Annotated in this window: 21 protein-coding genes; 11 read left to right on the plus strand and 10 right to left on the minus strand. The window is 62.5% G+C overall.

From position 1 onward, the window contains the following. Nucleotides 1–56: 56 nt before the first annotated feature. The 5 genes from OQE62_RS09260 to OQE62_RS09280 all read right to left on the minus strand — a co-directional run bounded on the left by OQE62_RS09260 (nucleotide 57) and on the right by OQE62_RS09280 (nucleotide 7,109). Nucleotides 57–590, minus strand: coding sequence for a DUF882 domain-containing protein (locus OQE62_RS09260; RefSeq protein ID WP_265721740.1), 534 nt, complete (start codon nucleotides 588–590; stop codon nucleotides 57–59). A gap of 369 nt (nucleotides 591–959) precedes the next feature. Continuing rightward, complete coding sequence (locus OQE62_RS09265) at nucleotides 960–2,144, minus strand: L,D-transpeptidase family protein (protein ID WP_265721741.1); 1,185 nt, start codon at nucleotides 2,142–2,144, stop codon at nucleotides 960–962. Between the two features lie 3 nt (nucleotides 2,145–2,147). Then, nucleotides 2,148–3,395 (minus strand): L,D-transpeptidase family protein, encoded by a 1,248-nt coding sequence (locus OQE62_RS09270; protein ID WP_265721742.1) that lies wholly within the window; start codon nucleotides 3,393–3,395, stop codon nucleotides 2,148–2,150. Between the two features lie 219 nt (nucleotides 3,396–3,614). Further along, a complete protein-coding gene (locus OQE62_RS09275; RefSeq protein ID WP_265721743.1) occupies nucleotides 3,615–5,558 on the minus strand; it encodes a L,D-transpeptidase family protein in 1,944 nt (647 codons plus the stop codon). A gap of 603 nt (nucleotides 5,559–6,161) precedes the next feature. Next, complete coding sequence (locus tag OQE62_RS09280; protein WP_265721744.1) at nucleotides 6,162–7,109, minus strand: NRDE family protein; 948 nt, start codon at nucleotides 7,107–7,109, stop codon at nucleotides 6,162–6,164. Between the two features lie 68 nt (nucleotides 7,110–7,177). On the opposite strand from OQE62_RS09280, the gene lgt reads away from it, so the two are divergent. The 10 genes from lgt (at nucleotide 7,178) to OQE62_RS09330 (ending at nucleotide 15,937) form a co-directional block, all read left to right on the plus strand. Next, the gene (gene lgt / locus OQE62_RS09285; protein WP_265721745.1) at nucleotides 7,178–8,020 is read left to right on the plus strand and encodes a prolipoprotein diacylglyceryl transferase; all 843 of its coding nucleotides are present in this window, start codon (nucleotides 7,178–7,180) and stop codon (nucleotides 8,018–8,020) included. Then, nucleotides 8,021–8,854 (plus strand): thymidylate synthase, encoded by an 834-nt coding sequence (locus OQE62_RS09290; protein ID WP_265721746.1) that lies wholly within the window; start codon nucleotides 8,021–8,023, stop codon nucleotides 8,852–8,854. A 192-nt stretch (nucleotides 8,855–9,046) separates the two neighbouring features. Further along, nucleotides 9,047–9,559, plus strand: a complete 513-nt coding sequence (locus tag OQE62_RS09295) for a dihydrofolate reductase (protein WP_265721747.1) — start codon at nucleotides 9,047–9,049, stop codon at nucleotides 9,557–9,559. Between the two features lie 272 nt (nucleotides 9,560–9,831). Then, nucleotides 9,832–10,614, plus strand: coding sequence for a DUF3450 domain-containing protein (locus tag OQE62_RS09300; protein WP_265721748.1), 783 nt, complete (start codon nucleotides 9,832–9,834; stop codon nucleotides 10,612–10,614). Further along, nucleotides 10,611–11,981 (plus strand): MotA/TolQ/ExbB proton channel family protein, encoded by a 1,371-nt coding sequence (locus OQE62_RS09305; RefSeq protein WP_265721749.1) that lies wholly within the window; start codon nucleotides 10,611–10,613, stop codon nucleotides 11,979–11,981. Before OQE62_RS09300 ends, OQE62_RS09305 begins: the two co-directional genes overlap by 4 nt. 14 nt (nucleotides 11,982–11,995) lie before the next feature. Further along, entirely contained in the window at nucleotides 11,996–12,523 is a 528-nt protein-coding gene (locus OQE62_RS09310) for a MotA/TolQ/ExbB proton channel family protein (protein ID WP_265721750.1), read from the plus strand. A gap of 128 nt (nucleotides 12,524–12,651) precedes the next feature. Then, a complete protein-coding gene (locus OQE62_RS09315; RefSeq protein WP_265721751.1) occupies nucleotides 12,652–13,053 on the plus strand; it encodes an ExbD/TolR family protein in 402 nt (133 codons plus the stop codon). 5 nt (nucleotides 13,054–13,058) lie between these two features. Then, nucleotides 13,059–13,679 carry an energy transducer TonB gene (locus tag OQE62_RS09320; protein WP_265721752.1) on the plus strand — a complete coding sequence of 207 codons (621 nt, stop codon included), beginning with the start codon at nucleotides 13,059–13,061 and terminating at the stop codon, nucleotides 13,677–13,679. Nucleotides 13,680–13,692: 13 nt separating this feature from the next. After that, entirely contained in the window at nucleotides 13,693–15,030 is a 1,338-nt protein-coding gene (locus OQE62_RS09325) for a tetratricopeptide repeat protein (RefSeq protein ID WP_265721753.1), read from the plus strand. Nucleotides 15,031–15,286: 256 nt separating this feature from the next. After that, entirely contained in the window at nucleotides 15,287–15,937 is a 651-nt protein-coding gene (locus OQE62_RS09330; protein WP_265721754.1) for an energy transducer TonB, read from the plus strand. A 149-nt stretch (nucleotides 15,938–16,086) separates the two neighbouring features. Here the strand turns inward: OQE62_RS09330 and ilvD are convergent, their stop codons facing one another. From ilvD to OQE62_RS09350, 4 genes are all read right to left on the minus strand, one after another. Further along, complete coding sequence (gene ilvD / locus OQE62_RS09335) at nucleotides 16,087–17,922, minus strand: dihydroxy-acid dehydratase (RefSeq protein WP_265721755.1); 1,836 nt, start codon at nucleotides 17,920–17,922, stop codon at nucleotides 16,087–16,089. Nucleotides 17,923–18,119: 197 nt separating this feature from the next. Further along, the gene (gene argA / locus OQE62_RS09340; RefSeq protein ID WP_265721756.1) at nucleotides 18,120–19,433 is read right to left on the minus strand and encodes an amino-acid N-acetyltransferase; all 1,314 of its coding nucleotides are present in this window, start codon (nucleotides 19,431–19,433) and stop codon (nucleotides 18,120–18,122) included. A gap of 347 nt (nucleotides 19,434–19,780) precedes the next feature. Then, nucleotides 19,781–20,950, minus strand: coding sequence for an acetylornithine deacetylase (argE, locus tag OQE62_RS09345; protein WP_265721757.1), 1,170 nt, complete (start codon nucleotides 20,948–20,950; stop codon nucleotides 19,781–19,783). Then, nucleotides 20,943–21,815, minus strand: a complete 873-nt coding sequence (locus OQE62_RS09350; RefSeq protein WP_265721758.1) for a carboxylate/amino acid/amine transporter — start codon at nucleotides 21,813–21,815, stop codon at nucleotides 20,943–20,945. The genes argE and OQE62_RS09350 overlap by 8 nt, the downstream gene beginning before the upstream one ends. 20 nt (nucleotides 21,816–21,835) lie before the next feature. On the opposite strand from OQE62_RS09350, the gene OQE62_RS09355 reads away from it, so the two are divergent. Next, nucleotides 21,836–22,294 (plus strand): DUF6314 family protein, encoded by a 459-nt coding sequence (locus tag OQE62_RS09355; protein WP_265721759.1) that lies wholly within the window; start codon nucleotides 21,836–21,838, stop codon nucleotides 22,292–22,294. A 61-nt stretch (nucleotides 22,295–22,355) separates the two neighbouring features. Here OQE62_RS09355 and OQE62_RS09360 read toward each other — a convergent pair whose 3' ends face one another. Next, nucleotides 22,356–23,153: a PhzF family phenazine biosynthesis protein gene (locus tag OQE62_RS09360; RefSeq protein ID WP_265721760.1), complete on the minus strand. Its 798-nt coding sequence runs from the start codon at nucleotides 23,151–23,153 to the stop codon at nucleotides 22,356–22,358. Nucleotides 23,154–23,192 lie beyond the last annotated feature (39 nt).

Below are 23,192 nucleotides of genomic sequence, written 5' to 3' on the forward strand. Positions count from 1 at the left end.
CGGCCCTGGGCCGGGGTTCTTTCGTTGCTACGCATCGCCGCGGGGCGATGTCCGGCTTACCAGCGGCGCACCGGACCCGTGTCGACGTGCACGAAGTTACTCTTCGGATAGTAACCCACACCGCCCACTTTCAGGTCCAGGGCCGCGCGGCGCACTTTGCTCAGCGGCACACCGGGCATGCGCAGGTCGATGGCCATACCGCGGGTATGGTAGCTGCGCTTGGCGACGCCGCCGGAGCGCGAGCGCAGCATGGCGTTGGTCTTGGCCGAACGGTAGCCGGAGATGATCTCGATCTCGCCGTTGAAGTTCAGTTTCTCCTTCAGCTTGTGGATCAGGTCGAACAGTTCCGGGTCCATGCGCGTCGTCTCGTTGGCGCGGTGGTCGCGCAGCAGACGGTTGAATCGTTTCAGGCCGCTGCTGCTGTAGTCACCGTTGGACCAGAAGGCGGCATTCAGCCGTTCCCCGGTGTGCAGGTTGCGCATCTTCAGGGTACGTGAGGTACCCGCTCTCGCCAATGTCGGACCGGCACTGACCGCTGCCGCTGTTGCACAGGTTACTGCCAGGAACCGGCGTCTGGATGGATTTTTCATAACCCTTTTCCGCCTCTCGTGTATTTCTCGTCATGCCCCTTGTGGCTTTTGGTGCCATTCGGGGTTGAAAGAAATGTACAAAAAATAACCGGTTGTTACAAACAGCAAAGGGGTAATGAACAATCGATCGAAGCGAAGAGCTGGTATTTTATTGCGCCCGAGACTACGCGAACTGTCGATTCCGGTTGAAATGACGGCAGGTGGCGGGAAGGTCATGAGACAGCGTTGTCAACTATCGACCAAAACAGAAAAATAATTTTTTTGCGACCGGCCGTCCCATTTGGGTCCCGCGGAGGCAGGGTGGCTCAAAAATCGCGGCCGGTTTCGGGCCGGTCCGGGAATTTTGTCGATTGATGGGGCGGAGCGGGTCTACTCGGGCGGCTGGTCCGCCCGGTCGCGGTGGTAGATATCGGGGCGGAACTGGGCCCTGCCGCGCGGGTCCACCCAGGCAGTGAGATAGGCAATAAACAGCCGCGGCGGTTCCTCTACCCGTATGTTGACGCTCTCGTCGCCGACGGTAGCCCGGGCCACGCGGGTCCTGTCCCAGCCCTGCTGGCCCAACAGTGCGTAAGCCAGCTCCTCCGGCTGCTCCAGGCGGATACAGCCGTGGCTGAAGGCGCGCTGGCGGAAGCCGAACAGGCTCTGTGCCTGGGTGTCGTGCAGGAATATGGATTGCTTGTTCGGTATGACGAACTTGAGCCGCCCGAGGGTATTGCCGGGGCCGCTGACCTGGCGCAGGGTGGCGTTGCCGTGGGCGGCGCGGGAGATACCTTCGGGGGAAATGCGGGTGGTGTCGCCGCTGCCGTAGTTCACCACCCGGTAGCCGCGGTTGTGCATGGCCTGCGGGTTGTTGCGCGCTTTCGGCAGCAGCTCGGTCAGCAGGATGCTGCGCGGCACCGTCCAGGTCGGGTTGAAAACGATGTTGGTGATGCGGCTGCGCATCGAGGGTGTGTGGCTGCTGGTTTTGCCCACCACCGTTTTCATGTCCAGGGCCACCAGCCCACTGTCGACCAGTTGCAGCCGGTAGTCGGGTACATTGACCAGGATATAGCGACCGCTCTCGGGCATTTTCAGCTTGTCCCAGCGATCGGCGTTGAGTTCCAGCCGGCGCGCCCGCTCCGCCGGCGCCACCGCGAGCTCCGCCAGGGTGCGGGGCCCGGCGATGCCGCTCGGTTCCAGGCCGTGGCGGCGCTGGTAATTTTCCACTGCCCGCTGCAGGCCGCTGTCGAAGAGTTGCGGGTTCTGGACCTTGCCTCCGACCGGGCCCGGCAGGCCGCGGTAGTCCCCCAGCAGGTGCAGGAGCCGGCGCAGTTGGACCACCCGCTGGCCGCGGTCGCCGGCTTTGAGTGCCCCTCCGGCGGTCGGCGGCTGCCAGTCGTCCGCCAGTTGACGGTAGCGCTCGGCGGCGGCGCGCAGGTCGGCGCCGGCAGTGGCCGGATCCACCGCCGGCACCGGTTCCGCCGCCGGCGCCCGCCCCGCGCAGACGGCGGGGATCAGGGCCAGACAGATCAGCGCCGCCAGCAGGGGCCGGCGAGTCGCGTGTCGGCTTGCCATGGATCACCCCGGTTGGTTGCTGTGGTCGTCGTCCGTGCCGGCGCGGGAGTTCTGCGGCGTGTCGCGGTCGTAGATGTCCGGACGGAACTGCAGCAGTCCCTCCTCGTCGACCCAGGCGGTCCAGTAGGCGATGTAGACAGGGATCGGGTTCTCCAGCTCGATTCCCTGGGTGCGGGGGCTGTTGAGAGTGCGCTCTATCTGCTCCTCACCCCAGCTGTTCTGTTCCCGCAACATCATGCGGGCGAACTCCAGTGGCTTTTCCAGGCGGATACAGCCGTGGCTGAAAGCGCGCTGGCTGCGCTTGAACAGATGCTTGCTGTTGGTGTCGTGCAGGAAAATGGCCTGCTTGTTGGGGATTACGAACTTGACCCGGCCCAGGGCGTTGCCCGGCCCGCCCTTCTGCTGCAGCATCACCTTGCCGCGGCGGATGCCGGCGATGTTGCCGCGGGTAAAGGGCACCGAGTGGCCGCGGTGATTGACCAACTGGTAGCCTTTGGCGGAGAGCCTGGCGCTGCCTTTGGGCAGCAGCTCGCGCAGCGCTATATTGCGCGGCACGCGCCAGGTGGGGTTGAGGATCACGCGGGTCATGCGCGTGGTCAGTTGTGGCGTCATGTGTTTGGTCTTGCCCACCACCACGCGCATACGGAACTGGTCCCGCCCGCGGTCCACCAGCCGCAGGCTGAAATCGGGGATGTTGACCACGATGTAGCGCGGCCCCAGATCCTTGGGCATCGCCTCCCAGCGCCGCAGGTTGGCGCCCAGGGTGCGCGCCCGTTCCGCCGGGTCGATATTCAGGCGCGCCCGGGTGCGATCGTCCACCAGCGCGTCCTCTTTCAGGCCGTGGCGGCGCTGGAAGCGGCGTACCGCCTGTTGCAGCGCCTTGTCGTATTCGTCCGCGGCGCCGCTGTCGGCGGCTCTGTCGTTCAGTTGATAGTCTCCGTACATCATCAGCAGGCTGCGCAGTTGCACCACGCGCGGGTCGCGCATGCCCGGTGCCAGGGTCTGGCCGTCGCCGAGCGGTTGCCAGCGGTCGCCCTCGGCGAGGGCGCGGTAGCGCGCCAGTTCCTCGCGCATCAGTGCGTACTGCCGGCCGTAGGGTGTATAGGGATCGGCCGCCTGCGCGTCTGCGGCGGGCAGTGCCGTCCGCTCTGTGATGTCGCTGTCGGCGAGCGGCGTTTCGCTCGCCAGGGATAGGGTCAGGATAAGCGCCAGGGCGCTGCAGTAGCGGGAAGTGTCGAGCGGGTGGCTCATGGTATACCCCTGTGAGCTGGACGGTTCTCCTTGCTCACATTGGTAACCTGCGGGGTGGTCGGGTCGAAATACCTTTAGGGAATATCGGGGAATGGGGACAAATTTGTCTGGAACAAATTTGGACGGCCGAAGGCCGCCCGCGTAGCGGGTGAGTCGCAGGGATGCGACTCATCAATGCGGACAAATCTGCTTCCGGCAGATTTGTCCGCATTTTTTATCTCACCACTGATTGGCTTCCAGGCCATCCTTGCCGTAGATATCGTCGCGGAAGTTGAGTTGGCCCCGGCCGTCGACCCAGGCGGTCCAGTAGGTGATATAGACCTTTACATTTTTCTTCATCCTCACTTCTGTGGTCTCGTCGCCGACGGTGAGCTGGTCGATGCGCCACTGGTCCCAGTTGCCCTGTGGGCGCAGCAGTGCCTCGGCCAGGTGGCGCGGCTTTTCCAGGCGGATACAGCCGTGGCTGTGGTCCCGGTCGCTGAGCGAGAAGAGGTTGCGCGCCCGGGTGTCGTGCAAATAGATGGCGTCCGTGTTGGGAATCTCGACTTTCACCCGGCCGAGGATATTGTCCTCTCCGCCCATCTGTCGCATCAGGTAGGAGCCGGCGCCGGCGGCCGACAGGTTCTTCGGCGTCAGCGGCAGGTGTTCGCCACTGCCGCTGACCACCCGGTAGCCCATCTTCTCCATGCCACTGGGGTTGGCGCGGGCCTTGGGCAGCAGTTCGTTGACCAGGATGCTGCGCGGCACCGTCCAGGTGGGATTGAAGACCACGCGGCTGACGCGGGTGGTAATCTCCGGAGTGGCGAACTTCTTCTTGCCCACCACCACCTTCATCGACAGTTTGACTCGCTGGTTCTCCACATACTGCAGCCGGTAGGCGGGCACGTTTACCTGCAGGAAGCGGTCGCCGAGGTCCGCCGGCAGGGATTCGCGGCGGCGGATATTGGTTTCGATGATCTGTGCCCGCGCCGTGGGCGACAGGTTCAGCCGTTTGCGGGTCTCCCGGCCGACGATGCCGTCCTCTTTCAGGCCGTGGCGTTTCTGGAAGCGCAGTACCGCCTCGTGCAGGCGCCGGTCGAACTTGTCGTTTTCGCCCCGCCCGCGCCCGTAGCCGTAGTGGTCGCGGTAGTCGCCGTAGAGGGTCAGCATCTGGCGCAGCAGGGCGACGTGCGGGTGTTTGGCACCGATGGTCATCGCCGGTCCCGGAGGCATCGGGCGCCAGCGGCCCTTGGCGGCGATATCGCGCATGCGCGCCAGTTCGTTCCGCAGGGTGTTGGCATCACCGCCGTAGGGGGTGTTTTCCACATAGTAGGGGCCCTCGCTGTGCTCCGAGGCGCGGCCGACCCGGGGCAGGCCGTTCCGGTTGTCGTCGCTTCGCCGACCGTTGCGCGGCGGCAGGCCACCGTCGGAGAAGCGCGAGTCGCCGTCGCTGCGGTTGCTGTCGCGGCGCTGGTATCGATTGGAGTAGTGGCGCGTGCGGTCGATTTTGTCGGCGCTGCGCTGGCGGACATAGTAGCGGCTGGTGGCGGCCGTGGTCCCGCGGTTGTAGCCGCGAAAGTATTTGCGACCGCTGCGGCCGGTATCGCTCTGGCGGCGGGAGGTGAAGGCCGCCAACTGGAAGCCCCCTTCGCCGTTGTAGACTGGGGTGACATCCCGCCGTGGCCGATTTTTGGGATTCAGTTCGTCCAGCTGGGTGTCCTGGGCGTAGGAGACAAAGGCGTCGGTCAGCAGCACGTCCAGCACCGCCGCCATCTGCAGTTGCTGTGGCGTGTCGCGCAGGGTGCGATCGAAATAACCCAGGTGGTAGCGGTAGTCCACCATGCTGCTGGGGTTGCCGGAGCTGGAGGCGGTGAGCTGTTTGAGCAGGTCGTTGGCGGTATCGCTGAGGCTGTAGTTGTCGAACCACAGCAGGCGGTAGTCGGTACGCTGGTAGATACGCCGCACCGCGGCCGGGTTGAAGATCGGATCCTGGGCCGGCCAGGCGTCGGGATTCTCCTCCAGCCAGTAGACCAGGTGTGGGCGCACGGCGTTTTCCGGCAGCACCGGCACCGTTTCCTGGTTGGCGGTAAAGGCGTAGTAGAGGGCAAAAATGCACAGACTGCCGAGTATCAGCAGCGGCAGCAGCGATTTGCGTTTGCGACGCTCTGGGTTGAAATACGACATGGTACCTCAGCGATGCTGCGGGGCCCGGTTGTGCCTGTGAATGGCCATAAGCCGGACGCCAGATCGTTCATACCTTCCCAACCTGCGGCGAATCGGTCCTATTTTCGTCGATATACACCGACTGTTCGCCTGTGTCATGCGTCCTGCGCGACCTTCCTTTAGAGACCGGAATAGGGGCTGCGCAGGCAATGTTGCGCGAAACTCAACCAAACCCGGTCTGTGAACTTAAGTATGGCAACAAATTCGGGGTTTGCTTGGCGTTGGGTTCATTTGACGCTAGGAGCTTAGATGAGGGCTCGATGGGCTGTCCGGCCCCTGGCGTTTCCTGCATAGCTCCCCTCTCCCGTCGGGAGAGGGGCTGGGGGAGAGGGGGCGGCGGTGCCCCGGAAGTTGAACTGCTGCTGTGGGGCGATTCCGGTCGCCCCTCTCCCTAACCCTCTCCCCGGGGAGAGGGAACTGGTATGGGGCCTAAAGGAGGCTCGACGGGTCGTCTGGCCCCTGGCGTTTCCAGCGTAGCTCCCCTCTCCCGTCGGGAGAGGGGCCGGGGGAGAGGGAACAGCGGAGCCCCGAGGTCGGTTTTTCTCAAAGTAGATCGCCGGCAGGTCAATCCAGCTCGAAATGCCGCAGTGCTCCCTGTGGCTCACCGTCCTCGTAGCCCTGTTCCCAGAGCTGCGTGCGCCCGCTGTGGTGCACGGCGATCAGGGTGCTGGCGCGAGTGCCGTAGGCGTCGGGGAAGTCGTCGCCCCGCTCTATCTGCACGAATATCGGTGACAGCGCCCGCTCCAGCTCTGGGGGCACGCCGGTGTGGGGCAGGTCCTCCGGCGCCGCGGGGGCGCGATCCTGCAGCAGGGCCAGGGCCGGCTCGACGAAATTGCCTTCGTCGGGGTCGCCGTCGAGCCCGCGCAGCAGCTGCGACAGCCCGGTTTTGCCCTTCTCCACCTTCGGCCAGGGGGCATCCGGCGCGCCGTTGGAGATGCCGTGTACGCCGGCGCTAAAGGTGAAGGGCCCGTGGCGGTTGCCGGCGCAGACCAGTTCGCCGTCGGCGCCCAGTTGGAACAGCAGGGCGTTGAAGCCGCGATAGCGCCGATCCATCAGGCCGGCAGCGAAAGAGGCGGGGGGCGCACTGCCCTGCAGGAAGTCGCGCGGGATATCGCCGCGGGACAGCGGGTCTTTTGGCGTCGGTACCTGTGGCTCGCGACAAATCGGGCGGGACCCCGATTTGCGCAGCCGAAGGCTGTCCCGCAGGGATGAAGCACAGGGATGTGCTTCACGAATATTGGTCACCGCCGCCACGCGGCCGCGGGCAATCCCGGCCCAGGTGCCACCGGCCCTCAGGTCCCGCCCGGCAACCATGCCGCCGCCCTCCCAGGGTCCCGCCGGCGCGGTCGGCCGCCGGTAGAATTCGTCCCGGTTGGCGGCCAGTAGCAGCGGGTAGTCGGGGTGACAGCGGTAGGCGAATAACAGTAGGCACATGGGCAAGTGGCCGGTGGTGGTCTGTGGCGGTGAGCGTAGCAGGGCCCGGTGCCGCCGGACCACTTCACCATTGGTCACCAGCTCTCTTTGAACTGGCAGAGGATTTCCCCCCATAATACGGTCTTTCCAACAACCGTGATTTCCCCATGATTTCCTATCCCCAGATCGATCCGGTAGCCGTGGCCATCGGTCCGCTGAAAGTGCACTGGTACGGGCTGATGTACCTGGCCGGGTTTATCGCCGCCTGGTGGTTGGCGCTGCGCCGCTCGCGCAAGGCCTGGTCGCCGGTGATCAAGTCCGAAGTGGAGGACCTGATTCTCTACTGCGCCATCGGCGTGGTCGTGGGGGGGCGCCTGGGGTATGTGTTCTTTTACAACTTCCCCGAATTACTGGCGGATCCGCTGTCCCTGTTCCGGGTCTGGGAAGGTGGCATGAGTTTCCACGGTGGCTTTATCGGTGTGATGGTGGCGGCCGCCATCTACGCGCGCAAGATCGGCACCACTTTCCCGGCACTGATCGACTTCGTCGCGCCGCTGGTGCCCATCGGCCTGGGGCTGGGCCGGCTCGGCAACTTTATCGGCCAGGAACTCTGGGGCCGCGAGACGGATCTGCCCTGGGGCATGGTATTCCCGCGGGATCCCGAGCATCTGGTGCGCCACCCGTCGCAGCTCTACCAGGCGTTTTTCGAGGGGCTGGTGCTGTTCGCAGTGCTCTGGTGGTTCTCCCGCAAACCGCGCCCGCGACTGGCGGTGGGCGGCCTGTTCGTGCTGCTGTACGGTATCTTCCGCTTTGCGATGGAGTTCGTGCGCGAGCCCGACAGCCATATCGGCTTCGACCTGTTCGGCTGGATGACCCGCGGCCAGTTGCTGAGCCTGCCGATGATCGCCGCCGGTATCGTCATTCTGGTGTGGAGCTACCGCACACAGCCGCTGCCCCCGCAGCGGAGTGAAAAGCAGCGGGGTGGACAGACCAGGAGTGGAGCCCAATAGATGAAGCAGTACCTCGATCTGATGCGCCACGTGCGCGACAACGGCACCCGCAAAAGCGACCGCACCGGTACCGGCACCCTGAGTGTGTTCGGCTACCAGATGCGCTTCGACCTGAACGAGGGGTTCCCGCTGATCACCACCAAGAAGTGCCACCTGCGCTCGATCATCCACGAACTGCTGTGGTTCCTGAAAGGCGATACCAATATCGCCTACCTGAAGGAAAACGGTGTGCGCATCTGGGACCAGTGGGTCGACGAAAACGGCGACCTGGGCCCGGTGTACGGCTACCAGTGGCGCTCCTGGCCGACGCCGGACGGCCGCCATATCGACCAGATCTCGCAACTGTTGCAGCAGTTGGAGAGCCGCCCGGATTCCCGCCGCCTGCTCGTCAGTGCCTGGAATCCGGCCGACCTGCCGGACGAGGGCGTTTCGCCGTCGGACAACGCGGCCGCCGGGCGCATGGCACTGGCGCCCTGCCACGCACTGTTCCAGTTCTATGTGGCGGACGGCAGGTTGTCCTGCCAGCTGTACCAGCGCAGCGCCGACATCTTTCTCGGCGTGCCCTTCAATATCGCTTCCTACAGCCTGCTGACGCTGATGATGGCGCAGGTATGCGGCCTGCAGCCGGGGGAGTTTGTCCACACCTTCGGCGATGCCCATCTGTATTCCAACCATATGGAGCAAGTAGAGGAGCAGCTACAGCGCGAGCCGCGCCCCTTGCCGCGGATGGAAATCAATCCTTACGTTAAGGATTTGTTCGATTTTGAATATGGGCACTTTAAGCTGGCTGACTACGATCCGCACCCGCATATCCCGGCGCCGGTGGCGGTATAGTGGCACGTCCCGGGCTGGATGGGGTGGTGCTTCCCGGGACACGGCTAGGCGCCCCCGCCGTAAATACATCCCTGTAGGCTTGTCTGCGAGGTGTCCCAGCCGCTCCAGGTATTCACGGCGCCTTCGGCCCCTCTCGCAGACAGTCCCGGGAAGCGCCACCCCATCCAGCCCTACCCGAGGTGTCAATACAGAATGAAAGAAATACCCATCGCCCTGATCACCGCCATGTCACGCAACCGCGCCATCGGGAAGGAAAACGGCCTGCCCTGGCGCATTTCCGGCGACCTGAAGTTCTTTAAACGCACCACGCTGGGGAAACCTGTTGTCATGGGGCGCAAGACCTTCGAATCCATCGGTCGCCCGTTGCCCGGTCGCGACAATATCGTGATCAGCCGCAATCCGGACTGGTGCGCCGATGGCGCAATCTGTGCGTCCTCTCTCGAACAGGCGCTGCAGTTGGCCCGCCAGTCCGCAGCTGAATCCGGTGCGGAGGAAGTAATGGTGATCGGCGGGGCGCAGATATACCGCCAGGCCCTGCCGTTGGCGGAGCGTCTGTATGTCACCGAGGTGGACGCCGAGGTAGAGGGGGATGCCTTTTTTCCGGAAATCGGTGACCGGTGGGGGGAATTCAGTCGGGAATGCTTTGCGGCATCCGACAGGGATGAACACAACTACTGCTTAGTTCGGTACGACAGGTTGAAATAAAAACACCTTGATTAATAAATAACCAGTTTGGTAGAGTCCAATCTGTCACACAGCGAATTGCCGCCGCAATTGTGTGCATGGCCCGGGGATTTGTTACCCGGTTGTTACCCTGCTACACAGGCGGGCCGATACTGTCAATCGGCATTTGAATAATCAAATCGGCTGTTTACAATGTGCGGCTCTTAGCTGTCTTCACACCAAAAATACACCGCGTTGTGGCAGCTAACTCATCGCGACCATGTTGTGAAATATTGAACCCACTGGGGGGTCTAATGAAAACCAAGCGATTCATGGCTGTGGCGCTGACCACTGCGCTGTCTGCCGGCGCACTCTACGGCAGCGTAGCCACTGCGGATACAATCGACAATGTCCTCGCCGTCGGTCAGCAGAAGACCACTGCGGCCCAGGCATCCCAAAAGCGCATCGACAAGATCGCCGATGAAACTGGCAGCCTGCTGCAGGATTTCAAGGTGGTCAACAAAGAGATCGACGGCCTGCGCGTCTACAACAAGCAGCTGGAAAAGCAGCTGGCCAACCAGCTGGCTGTGATTGAAGACCTGGATCAGTCCATCGAGAACGTCACCGTCATCGAGCGCCAGATTCAGCCGCTGATTCTGGAAATGCTGGACGGCCTGGAGCAGTTCATCAAGCTGGACGCCCCATTCAAACTGGATACGCGCCTGGCGAACCTCGAAGGCGTGAAGAGTGCTATGGACCGTTCCGATATCACCGTCGCGGAGAAATTCCGCCAGGTGCTGGAACTGTATAACTTCGAAGCAGAGTACGCGCGCAAGATCGACAGCTACGGTGACACCCTGAACGTGAACGGTCAGGAGCGAGAAGTCAACGTGCTGCAGATCGGCCGTATCGCCCTGGTCGCCCAGACCAAGGACTCCGAGATCTCCCTGGCCTACGACAAAGATCAGAAAGCCTGGGTTGAGATCGATGACGGCGACTACCGTCGCGCCATCATGCAGGGCCTGAAAATTGCCAAGCAGCAGGCCACTACCGACATCATGACCATGCCGATCCCGGCTCCGGAGGCAGCGCAATGAAAACCTCTCTCGCCAAACGCGTCATCGCAGTAGCAGCGGCCGGCCTGATCAGCGCCTCCGCCGCGGCACAGGAACAAGCATCCTCCCTGGACGAACTGCTGAACATGGTTCGCCAGTCCAAGATTGCCGAATCCAAAGAGCACAAGCAGCGCGAAGCTGAGTTCCGCCGTCAGAAGGCCAACCAACAGGCCCTGCTGACCAAGGCCGAGAATACTCGCGCCTCTGAAGAAGCCCGCTCCGAGCGCCTGGAAACCAAGTACCAGGAGCAGGAAGTGATGGTTCAGCAGAAGCGCAAGCAGCTGGACGAGCGTATGGGCTCCCTGAGCGAGCTGTTCGGTCACATGACCTCCACCGCCGGCGACCTGCGCGCCAACATGGACGGCTCCCTGGTCTCTGCCCAGTACCCGGGCCGCACCGAGTTCCTCGACCAGCTGATCGACAAGATGAACTCCCAGACCAAACTGCCGACCATCGACGAGATCGAGCGCCTGTGGTTCGAGCTGCAGCGTGAAGTTGTCGAGTCCGGCAAGATCGTGAAGTTCAACGCCACTGTCAGCAAGCCCAACGGTGAACAGGCCGAGCAGGAAGTCGTCCGCGTGGGCAACTTCAACCTGGTTTCCGACGGCAAGTACCTGGAAATGACCGACGGCAACAAACTGGCCGAGCTGGTTCGTCAGCCGAGCGGCGAGTACCTGTCCATGGCCGCGGATCTGCAGAGCGCCACATCCGGCTTCACCGCTTTCGGTGTTGACCCGACCGGCCCCACCGGCGGTTCCTACCTGAAGGCCATGATCAACAGCCCGAGCATTGTCGAGCGCTGGCACCAGGGTGATATCGTGGGTTACATCATCTCTGCAGTGGGTGTTTTCGCCATGCTGCTGGCCATCTTCCGCCTGATCGTGCTGTCCGGTGTGTCCGCCAAGGTAAGCAGCCAGTTGCGCTCTTCCACGCCGAACACCAACAACCCGCTGGGCCGCGTGCTGTCTGTGGCCGAAGAGAACAAGGGTGTCGACGGCGAGACGCTGGAGCTGAAAATGGAAGAGGCGGTGCTGAAAGAGCGCCCGGCCATTGAGTCCGGCCTCAACCTGCTGAAGATCATCTCCATGGTGGCTCCGCTGCTGGGTCTGCTGGGTACCGTGACCGGTATGATCATCACCTTCCAGGCGATCACCATCTTCGGCGCCGGCGACCCGAAAGCCATGGCCGGTGGTATCTCCTCCGCACTGGTAACCACCGTGCTGGGTCTGATCGTGGCCATCCCGACCGTGCTGATGCACACCGTCGTCAACGGTCGCGCCAAGCGTATCCTGCACATTCTGGAAGAGCAGAGTGCCGGTATTGTGGCGGAAAACGCCGAGCGTAAATAAGAGGAGGCGGCAACATGCACGCATTGTATGACGCATGGGCCGCCGTCAACGCCTTTATGGCGTCGGGCGGGCCAGTACTGTTTCTGATCGCCGGCCTGACCTTCTTTATGTGGACGCTGATCTTCGAACGTGTCTTCTACTTCCACAAGGGGTTGAAGGGCGACGTTCAGGGCGCGGTGGAGCAGTGGGAGGAGCGCAGTGAGCGCAAATCCTGGAATGCCCACCGCATCCGCGAAGCGCTGATCTCGCGGGTATCCGGAAACATCGATGACAACATGGACATGATCCAGGCCTGTGTCTCCCTCGCACCCCTGTTCGGGCTGCTGGGCACTGTCTGGGGCATGATCAACGTGTTCGAGGTTCTCGCGATAACCGGCGGTGGTGATGCCAAGCAAATGGCCAGTGGTGTATCCATGGCGACCATCCCGACAATGGCGGGTATGGTTGCGGCACTGTCCGGTGTGTTTGCCAGCACCTACATCACCCGCAAAGCGGAGCGCGAAACCCAGCTGCTGGAAGATCATCTGACGATGGATCACTAAGGCACCACATAAGGCAGAGAGCCGAGCCGCAGAGCGGGCTTCTTTGTCGAAGGTTTAGCCAAGCCAGAGACTTTCGCCGGGGATCCTCCTCGAGGGTCCCTGCCGAGAAAGTTGCTAAGAGAGTTGCTATGAGCAAAAGACAAAACACGGCAGAAGAAGAACAGGGTGCCATCGACCTCACGCCCATGCTGGACGTGGTGTTCATCATGCTGATCTTCTTTATCGTCACGGCTACTTTTATCAAGATACCGGGCGAAGATGTAATCAAGCCGGAAGCGACACAAAGTGAACTCAAAGCCACCTCTATTCTGGTAGCGATCAACGCTAACGACGAGATCTGGATCGCCAAGGACAAAGTTGACGAGCGCCAGGTGAAACTCACCCTGGAACGCCTCTATGCCGAGAACCCGAAAGGGTGGTTGGTGATTCAGCCCGATAAGAAGGCGAGTATCGAGAAGATTGCCCTGATCACGGAAGCGGCCAGGAAGATCGGTATCGAGAAAGTTTCGGTCGCGACAGAAAAGAGTTAACAGCTATGAATCCGGTAAGACTATTAGGGGCGGGGACGCTGGCGGTAGCCACGACCTTCGGCCTGATCTTCACCATGCATGCGCTGATCCAGGCGAACCTGGGGACTCCCGAAGAGGAGGAAAACCTCAAGGTAGCCGATGTTGTGATGCCTGAGCAGAAGATCGAAACAAAGTACGACACCAGCAAACCGGAGAAGCCGGAAGAACCGGAAACTCCGCCGCCGGAGATGCCTGAACCCGAGTTCGACGACCCGAACATGGATAACGCCCTGAACATGTCTGCCCCTTCCGGTGGTGCCGATGTGAGTGTGGGCGGGATCGGCGGCTTTGCCAGCGAGGGCGACTACCTGCCCATCGTGAAAGTGGCGCCGCAGTATCCGCGTCGGGCGCTGAGTCGCGGTATCGAAGGCTATGCGATTGTCCAGTACACCGTAACCAAAAATGGCTCCGTGCGTGATGCGCAAGTGGTGGAGGCCTACACCAAAGACGGTAGGGAGACTTCCATCTTCAACCGCGCAGCGGTGAAGTCGGCACTCAAGTACAAGTACAAGCCGCGGGTGGTCGACGGTGAGCCGATCGAAGTGCCTGGTGTGAAAACCAAGATCAGCTTTAACATGCAGGACTAATAGGGGACGCATTATGAAAATGACGACCATGACGAAGGGGATCTCCAGATTCGTCTTGCGCACGTCTGTGGCGCTGCCCCTGGTAATGGCACCGGCGGTGAGTGTTACCGTGCTGGAAGCGGTGGGCGTGGCTGCACCGTTTGCCCAGACCGAGGCCCAGAGCGATGAGAAGACGCGCAAGGTTCCGGCCATGCGCGAGAACGTCTTCAAGAAGCTGGGTAAAGTCCAGGAAGCGGCGGATGCCGAAGACTGGAATGCGGCCCTGGCCGCCCTGCGCGATATGGAGGCCGGCAAAGAGGACTACAACGCCTATGAAATGGCGCAGATGTACTACTTCTACGGCTTTGTCAATTACAGCATGGAGCGCTACCAGCAGGCGATCTCTGCCTACAAGAAGGTACTCGCCCAGGGGGTGGAGAACATCCCGGTCGGTACCGAGCTGAACTCGCTGAAGACCATCGCCCAGCTGAACATGGTAACCGAGAACTTCGATGAAGCTCTGAAGTACCTGAACCGCTGGTTTGCCGCCTCGGATTCGATCGGCGCTACCGACTATGCCCTGCGCGGCCAGGCCTACTACCAGAATGGTGACGAGGCCGGCGCACTCAAGGACATGAACAAGGCTGTGTCCATGTATGAAGCGAAGGGCAAGGTTCCAAAGGAAAACTGGTTGAGCCTGCAGCGTTTTCTCTACTACGAGAAAAACGACTACAAGACGGTTACCAGCATTCTGGAAAAACTCGTGAAGCACTACCCGAAAGGGGAGTACTACAAGCAGCTGTCCGGTATGTACGGCGAGCTGAAGCGCGAGAAAGACCAGCTGCACATGATGGAAGCAGCCTATATTGCCGGTGCTCTGCAGAAAGAGAAAGAGCTGTTGAATATGGCCTATCTCTTTATGGGCAACGACGTGCCCTACAAAGGCGCGAAGGTGATCAAGAAGGGCATCGACGAGAAGAAGATCGAACGCACCTCCGAAAACCTGGAAACCCTGGCGCAGGCCTACCAGATGGCGCGGGAACTTCGGAAATCGATCCCCGAACTGGAGGCCGCAGCCAAGCTGTCCGACGAAGGCAAGCTCTATTCCCGTCTGGCCGGTATCTACCTGGACCTGGACAAGAATGAGAAAGCCCTGGAAATGGGTGGCAAGGCGCTGAAAAAAGGCGACCTGAAGCGCCCGGACCAGCTCTATATCGTGCTGGGTATGGCCAATGCCAACCTGAAAAACTACGACAATGCCCTGAAGAACCTGGAGAAGGCCAAGGAAGACGAACGCTCCGAGAAGTTCGCCAATCAGTGGATCGGCTTCGTGGAAGAGGAGATGAAGCGGGAGGAACAGCTGGCAATCTGATCGCCACTGTTTTTCGCTGAGAAAAGGCCGCGCAGTAATGTGCGGCCTTTTTTTAGGGCGAAGGCTCACCACTGCGCTCCCGTGACCTGCCCTCCCTGCCTTTTTGTTGCTCGTGTTGATCAAATACTACACATGCAACTGCGAATTATTTGCATATTCGCGTATTTCTACTATTAAGTGAAAGTAGCTGATCAGCTTTTCCATCGCCGACTGTTGTCGGCGCAACTCGACACCCAATATAAAAAGGAGAGGTGTTATGGATAGAGCTTACTCGCTGAATCCCCCACCACTGATGTTTCATGCCGGACAACTGAGTCTGTACGGGCGCAGTGTGGCCCTGGCCGGGTTGATCACGCTGTTGTTGATTGTGGTCATGACGCGCCTGATTGCGACGGACTACGAGGCCCCGACGGCGGATCCCTACCCGAAAGTCCAGCCGGTTCACATGCCCGAGGTGAAACCCACGGTGCGGCACAGAGAGGCGCCGGTCCAGCCGCAGACCCCGCCCCCGCAACCGGCGACAACGCAGATTGAGCGGACTGTCGAAGCGGTGAAAGTGCCGACTACCGTCACACCGCCCGGTCCCGACGGCAACGGCTTCAATGCGGGCGCGATCTCCCGTGCACCGGTACCGATCTTCAAGACGGCGCCCCAGTACCCCCGTGCCGCTCTGCGCCGCGAACTCGAGGGCTATGTGGTGGTGGAGTTCACCATCACCAGGAATGGCAGTGTGCGGGATGCGCGCGCGGTGGCGGGCTACGACAGTGCCGGCAACCCGACGGAGGTCTTCAATCGTTCGGCAGTGGCGGCCGTGGAGAGGTTCAAGTACCAGCCGCAGCTCGAGGACGGCGCGCCGATTGAGCGCCGGGGTGTGCGCAACCGGATTCGCTACAAAATGGAGGAATAGAAGAATGGGGGCCCGGGTCGGTGGGCCCCTCTCCCTGACCCTCTCCCGGCGGAGAGGGAACTGCTCCCCTCTCCCATTGGGAGAGGGGCCGGGGGAGAGGGGAACGGTCGGGCCTCGCGATCGTCGTAGGCCCGGCAAGTCCAACAGCCCTAGTCGATCTCCCGCACGGCCCCCCGATCGGCACTGGTGGCCAGCAGCGCATAAGCCTTGAGCGCCTTGCTCACCTTGCGCGGACGCTGCTCCGACGGCTTCCAGCCCTGTTTGCCCTTCGCGTCCATGGCCTCGCGGCGCCGCTGTAATTCCCTGTCGTCGATCGCGATTTCGATGGTGCGCGCGGGGATATCGATACGCACGGTATCCCCGTTCTCTACCAGGGCGATGGCGCCACCGGAGGCGGCTTCCGGGGAGACGTGGCCGATGGACAGGCCGGAGGTGCCGCCGGAGAAGCGGCCGTCGGTAATCAGCGCGCAGGATTCGCCCAGCCCCTTGGACTTCAGGTAACTGGTGGGGTACAGCATTTCCTGCATGCCGGGACCGCCCCTGGGGCCCTCGTAGCGCACGATGACGGCCTCGCCGCCTTTGACCTCGCCGTCGAGAATATGGGCCACGGCCGCCTCCTGGCTCTCGACGATATGTGCCGGACCCTCGAAGCGCCACAGCTCCTCCTCCACGCCGGAGGTCTTCACCACGCAACCGTTGGGCGCCAGGTTGCCGAACAGCACCGCCAGGCCGCCCTCGGAAGAGAAGGCGTGTTCCACCGAACGAATACAGCCGTTCTCGCGGTCGCCGTCCAGGTTGTTCCAGCGGCAGCTCTGGCTGAAGGCGGTCTGCGTGGGAATACCGGCCGGGCCGGCGCGGAAAAACCTGTGTACCTCCGGGTCGTCGGTGCGACGGATATCCCAGCGCGCCAGGGCCTCCTTCATGGAGGCGCTGTGCACCGTCGGCAGCGAGGCATCCAGCAGGCCCGCCGATTCCAGCTCGCCGATGATCGCCATTACCCCGCCGGCGCGGTGCACGTCCTCGATATGGTATTTCGGCGTACTGGGGGCAACCTTGCACAGTTGCGGGATCTTTCGGGAAAGCCGGTCGATATCCTGCAGGTCGAAATTCACCTCGCCCTCCTGGGCCGCGGCCAGCAGGTGCAGGATGGTATTGGTGGAGCCACCCATGGCGATATCCAGCGCCATGGCGTTCTCGAAGGCCGCGCGGTTGGCGATATTGCGCGGCAGGGCGCGGTCGTCGTCGCCCTCGTAATAGCGCTTCGCCAGTGCCACGATCTCGCGGCCGGCGCGCAGGAACAGCTCTTCGCGATCCGCATGGGTGGCCAGCATGGTTCCGTTGCCGGGCAGCGACAGCCCCAGCGCTTCCGTGAGGCAGTTCATCGAGTTGGCGGTGAACATGCCGGAGCAGGAGCCGCAGGTGGGGCAGGCGGAGCGCTCGTATTCCTCCACCTGTTCGTCCGAAGCGGAATCGGTGGCGGCGATCACCATGGCGTCCACCAGGTCCAGCTTGTTCTCGGAGAGCTTGGTCTTTCCCGCCTCCATGGGACCGCCGGAGACGAAAATCACCGGGATATTCAGCCGCAGGGCGGCGTTCAGCATTCCCGGGGTGATCTTGTCGCAGTTGGAGATACACACCAGCGCATCGGCGCAGTGGGCGTTGGCCATGTATTCCACCGAGTCGGCGATGATCTCGCGGCTGGGCAGGCTGTAGAGCATGCCGTCGTGGCCCATGGCGATACCGTCGTCGACGGCAATGGTGTTGAATTCCTTGGCGACACCGCCGGCCCGCTCGATTTCCCGCGCCACCAGCTGGCCCATATCCTTCAGGTGCACGTGCCCGGGCACGAACTGGGTAAAGGAGTTGGCCACGGCAATGATGGGCTTGTGGAAATCGTCGTCCTTCATACCGGTGGCGCGCCACAGGGCGCGGGCACCGGCCATGTTGCGGCCGGCGGTGGAGGTACGGGAGCGATAATCGGGCATAGGATTGATTCCTCGGCGTTGGCACTTCGCTCCCCTCTCCCTGCGGGAGAGGGGTCGGGGGAGAGGGCCGCCGGAAGCGCCCTCCCTTCCAGATCAGGGCCCGCAGATTAACAAAACTGTGAAGATTTTGCGCAGAAAGCTTGCGCTGACAGTTTTGTCGCAATAGTTGTCCTTTATTTTGGTTGAACAGTGGGAGCTTATTGCGGAGTGAGCCGCTTGCGCAGAATGCGGGAATTGCGCTGGATGTTGTACAGCGACTGCCGCGATGCCGGCAGGTCCTCCACCGCCACCTGGCGAAAGCCGCGCTCGATAAACCAGTGTTCTGTCTGGGTGGTCAGCACGTAGAGTTCATCCAGGCCCAGGGCGCCCGCCTGGCGCTCCAGGTGCTGCATCAGCTTGGCGCCGCGGCCGCCGCTGCGGAACTGCGGATGTATCGCCACACAGGCGACTTCCGCCGCCACTGTGTCTCCGTCATCATCCAGAATCGGATACAGCGCTGCGCAGGCCACCGGCGTACCGTCCACTTCCACCAGGGTAAAGTGGTCGATTTCCGCCTCCAGTTTTTCCCGCGAGCGGCGCACGAGAATGCCCTGCTTCTCCAGTGGGCGGATCAGCCCGAGAACGCCACCCACATCGGTAATCCGCGCCCGGCGCACCACTTCGTAGCTGTCGCGGTAGATCATGGTGCCGGTACCCTCGCGGCGGAACAGTTCCTGCACCAGGGCACCGTCGCGGGCGTAGCTGAGTAGGTGGGTGCGGGTTGTGCCGGCATTGCAGGCGCGAATGGCGCAGGCGAGCGCTTCACTGTGCACCCGGGCGGCGATCTGCTCCGCCTGCACGATACTCAGTTCGTAGACCGACTCGCCATCCAGCCGCAGTTGCGCCCCCTCGCGGAACAGCACCAGCTTTTCCGCGCGCAGTGCCTGTGCCGCTTCCGCCGCCAGGTCCAGGTAATTCAGGTTGAACAGCTCGCCGGTCAGCGAGGTGCCCAGCGGCGACAGCAGTACCAGCGCGCCCTCGCCCAGCGTCCGCTCGATGGTTTCCACCTCCATGCGCCGCACGCGGCCGGTCCAGCGCAGGTCGACGCCGTCCAGTACGCCGATCGGGCGCGCGGTGACGAAATTGCCGGAAACCACTTTCAACGCCGAGCGCGCCATGGGCGAATCCGGCAGCCCCTGGGAAAAGGCCGCCTCAATCTCGAAGCGCAGCTTGCCCACCGCCGCCTTGATGATTTCCAGCGTATCGCGATCGGTTACCCGGGTATTTCCGTGAAAGCGGCTCTCTACACCGCGCTCGGCCAGCGCGCGATTCACTTGCGCGCGAGCGCCGTGCACCACCACCAGGCGCACGCCCAGGCTGGCCAGCAGCGCCATGTCGTGTACCAGATTGCGAAAGTTCGCGTGCTCCAGTGCATCGCCGGGGATACCGATCACCAGCGTGCGGCCGCGCAGGTCGTTGATATAGGGCGCGGCGTGGCGAAACCAGTTCAGGGAGGCGTTGTTGTCGCTCACTCGTTATTTTCCGTGTCTCTATGGGTGTTCAGTGAATATATCGTAAATTGGGACTCGGGACTCATAGGCTTAAAAGAATACCTTGGTTGAATGCGAAGACCCCGGTGCCGGTGGCTATTTGCGGGACCTTATGAGACAGGGATGTCGATTAGAGCCTACAGGGACGTATTCACGGCGTGTCTCGCAAATAGCCACCGGCACCGGGGGCGCCCCGAAATCCGCTTAGTGGCACCTGTAAATATTGCCCGATGTGCGGATGAGTCTTTTGCCCCTTCCGCGAGCAGTTCTGCAAACACTCCCGGCATCGAAACCTTCTCATCTGGTTTCTATCCTCTTCCCGGCAGAGACTACAGACAGAATTTCGCAATCAGCCCGCGCAGTACTTCCACCATCGGCTCGATCCGCTCCAGCCCCAGGTATTCGTCCGGCTGGTGCGCCTGGTCGATATCGCCGGGGCCCAGCACGATAGTGTCGATCCCCAGGCTCTTGAAATAGGGCGCCTCGGTGCCGAAGGCGACGCTGCCCGCGCCGTGGCCGGTGAGTTTTTCCGCGGCTTTTACCAGTTCGGACCCGGCGTCCTGCTCGAAGGCCTCGGTGCCGAGAAACAGCGGCGCGTACTCCACGCGGATCTTCCCGTCGCCCACGGCCGCGTGCAATCGCTGCTCCAGCTCCGCGCGCAGGTCCTGCAGCGCCATGCCCGGCAGCGGGCGCACGTCGAACTGCAGTTCGGTAGAGCCGCAGATACGGTTGGGGTTGTCGCCGCCGTGAATACAGCCGAGGTTCACTGTCGGTACCGGCACCGCGAAGCCGGGGTTGTTGTAGCGCTCCTGCCACTCACCGCGCAGCTTCAGCAGTTCCCCGATTGCGCCGTGCATCGACTCCAGCGCATTGGCGCCCAGCGCCGGGTCGGAGGAGTGGCCGGACTGGCCGGTGATGCGCACCGATTCCATCATCATTCCCTTGTGCATGCGGATGGGTTTCAGGCCCGTGGGTTCGCCCACCACCGCGCAGCGGGCCCTGGGGCGCCCGGCTTTGACCAGAGCGCGGGCACCGGCCATGGAGGTTTCCTCGTCGGCGGTGGCGAGGATGATCAGCGGTTCCCGCAGCGATTTGTCGGCAAAGGATTTCACCGCTTCGATGGCGAGGGGGAAAAAGCCCTTCATGTCGGTGCTGCCGAGGCCGTAGAGGCGGTTGTCCCGCTCTTCCAGTTTGAACGGGTCCGACTGCCAGAGGCCGTCGTCGTAGGGCACCGTATCGGTGTGCCCGGCCAGGATCAGGCCGCCGTCGCCACTGCTCCCACTGTTTTGACTGGAGAGTGTCGCGATCATATTGGCCTTGTGCGGCTGGCCCTCGAGCGGCATCAGCTCCACGGCAAAACCGAGAGTTTCCAGCCAGGCGCCGAGCAGCTCCACCACACCGCGGTTGCCCGTATCCAGCCTCGGGTCAGTGGCGCTGACGCTGGGGCAGGCCACAAGCTGCTCGAGTTGCTGCCTGAGATTCGGTATCGCTTTAGCCATAGCTTTTTCCCTGTTCCCGTTTGCGCCGGATGCGCCACTCGTTGATGATCACCGCCGCGGCGATGACGGCGCCGCCCAGCGCCAGTCGAACCAGATCGGCGTCCCGGTTCCAGATTAACAGATTGACCAGCAGCCCCGCCGGGATCAGGGCGTTGTTCATGGCCGCCAGGGTGCCCGCGGATACCTGCGTGGCGCCCTTGTTCCAGAGGAAAAAGCCGAGGCCGGAGGCCACCAGGCCCAGCCACAGCAGAATGCCCCACTGCAGTGCCGTCTGCGGGTACTGCGGCTCCCCGAGCCACAGCCAGGCGAGCGCGGCCACCAGGGCGGCGCCCAGGTAGAACCAGCCGAACAACTGGCGCGCCGGCAGCGGCTGTTGTCGTTGCATAAACTGTTTGTAGGCCACCTGTCCCAGCGCAAAGCAGACATTGGCACCCTGGACCACAAGAAAGCCCAGCCAGTAGTCGCCCTCGGGCCGGCCCCAGCGGATGATCGCGGCGCCGAGTACGGCCAGGGCGGCGATACACAGGTTCCAGGATGAGAAGCGCTTTTCCAGCAGGTCGTAGAGCAGTGAGATATATACCGGCGTGAAAATTGTGAATAGCAGCACTTCCGGTACGTTGAGCAGCAGGAAGGACTGGTAGTAAAACAGGTACATCAACCCCAGTTGCAGGGCGCCGATCGCCATCAATGTCAGCGCCGTGCGCGGCGGGCAGGGGCGAAAACGCAGCAGCGGCAGGAAGACCAGCGCCGCCAGCAGCAGGCGGGTCAGTACGGCGAAGTAGCTGTCCACGGCGCCGGCCAGATAGACTCCGATCAGGCTGAAAGAGAAGGCCCAGAGAATGGTGACGAAAATCAGTAATGGCATGGATGAGTGGTTGGTGATCCGTGGATAGCGATTGGCAAAAGGTATTGGCGCAGTTGTGGCGGCGGCTGGCCGGGGTGAGAGAATTCAGTTTTACCGCCAGCAACGGCCCCGGTTCCGCCACCGACTGGCGCGGCCACGCCCGCGGCAGTGTCGAGCTGGAAGCCGGCGAGCGCCGCCTATTGTTTCGCGAGCGCGCCGCGTTTACCAGCAGCGGCGGCCACAAAGTCGAGATGCAGAATCTCTATCGCTGGACGCTGTTGCCGGAGTCGCTGCGCCTCGAACACCTGCGCCGTGGCGAGCCGGTGCTGCTGTTCGAGTTGCAGCCGGTCACCGAGCACGGCTTTCGCTCCGTGCAGCCGCACCTTTGCGGTGAGGATGTCTACAGTGCCGAGTTGCTGGTGGGCAAAAGCCAACTGGAACTGATCTGGCAGATTCACGGGCCGCGCAAGAATGAGCGGCTGCACTACCACTACTGGTAATGCGGATCAGGGGTAGGGTGCGCCGTGCGCACCGCCCCGGAGATAGCGGTGCCCCCGCGGTTTACAGACAGACCTGCCCGCGCAGATAGGTCACCGCAACGCCGCGCAGCAGTACCCGGTCGCCGTGCAGTTCGCACTCCAGCTCGCCGCCGCGGGGCGAAATCTGCCGCGCGCTCAAACACTGCTTGTCCAGCTTTTCCGCCCACAGCGGCGCGAGCAGCGTGTGGGCCGAACCGGTCACCGAATCCTCGTCGATACCGATGGCGGGGGCAAAAAAGCGGCTGACGAAATCGCACTGGTAGCCTCCGCCCGGCGCCGTGCAGATCGCGCCGCGATGCGAAAGCGCCGCGACGGCGCGCATATCCGGTTGCAGCTCTGCCACCCGCCCGGCGCTGTCGAATTCCAGCACCATCATGTCGAGGTTGTCGGGCACCGCAAAGGCGCGCAATGGCTCGGTGCCGAGTGCTGTGGCGCAAGCCGCTTCCAGCGGGATTTCCCGCGGCGGCCGGGACGGGAAATCCATTTCGATCGTTTCGCCACTGCGCCGCACGCGCAGTTCGCCGCTTTTGGTAAAAAACGCGATTTCCTCGCCGGTATAACCCAGCTCTGTCCAAAGAAGGTGCGCGGTCACCAGGGTGGCGTGGCCGCACAGGGGGACTTCCGCAGCCGGGGTAAACCAGCGCAGTTCGTAACCCTGCCCGGCGGAGACGATAAACGCGGTTTCCGCCAGGTTGTTTTCCGCGGCGATGGCCTGCAGCGCCTCGTCCGCCAGCCACTGCTGCAACGGCACCAGGGCGGCGGGGTTGCCGCCGAAGAGTTTCGAGGTGAAAGCGTCGGCCTGGTAGAGGGGCAGTTGCATGGATTGGTCCTTATCGCGATGCAGATATACAAAAGGGGA

Source organism: Microbulbifer halophilus (genome assembly GCF_026183675.1).
GTDB classification, from domain to species: Bacteria; Pseudomonadota; Gammaproteobacteria; order Pseudomonadales; family Cellvibrionaceae; genus Microbulbifer; species Microbulbifer halophilus.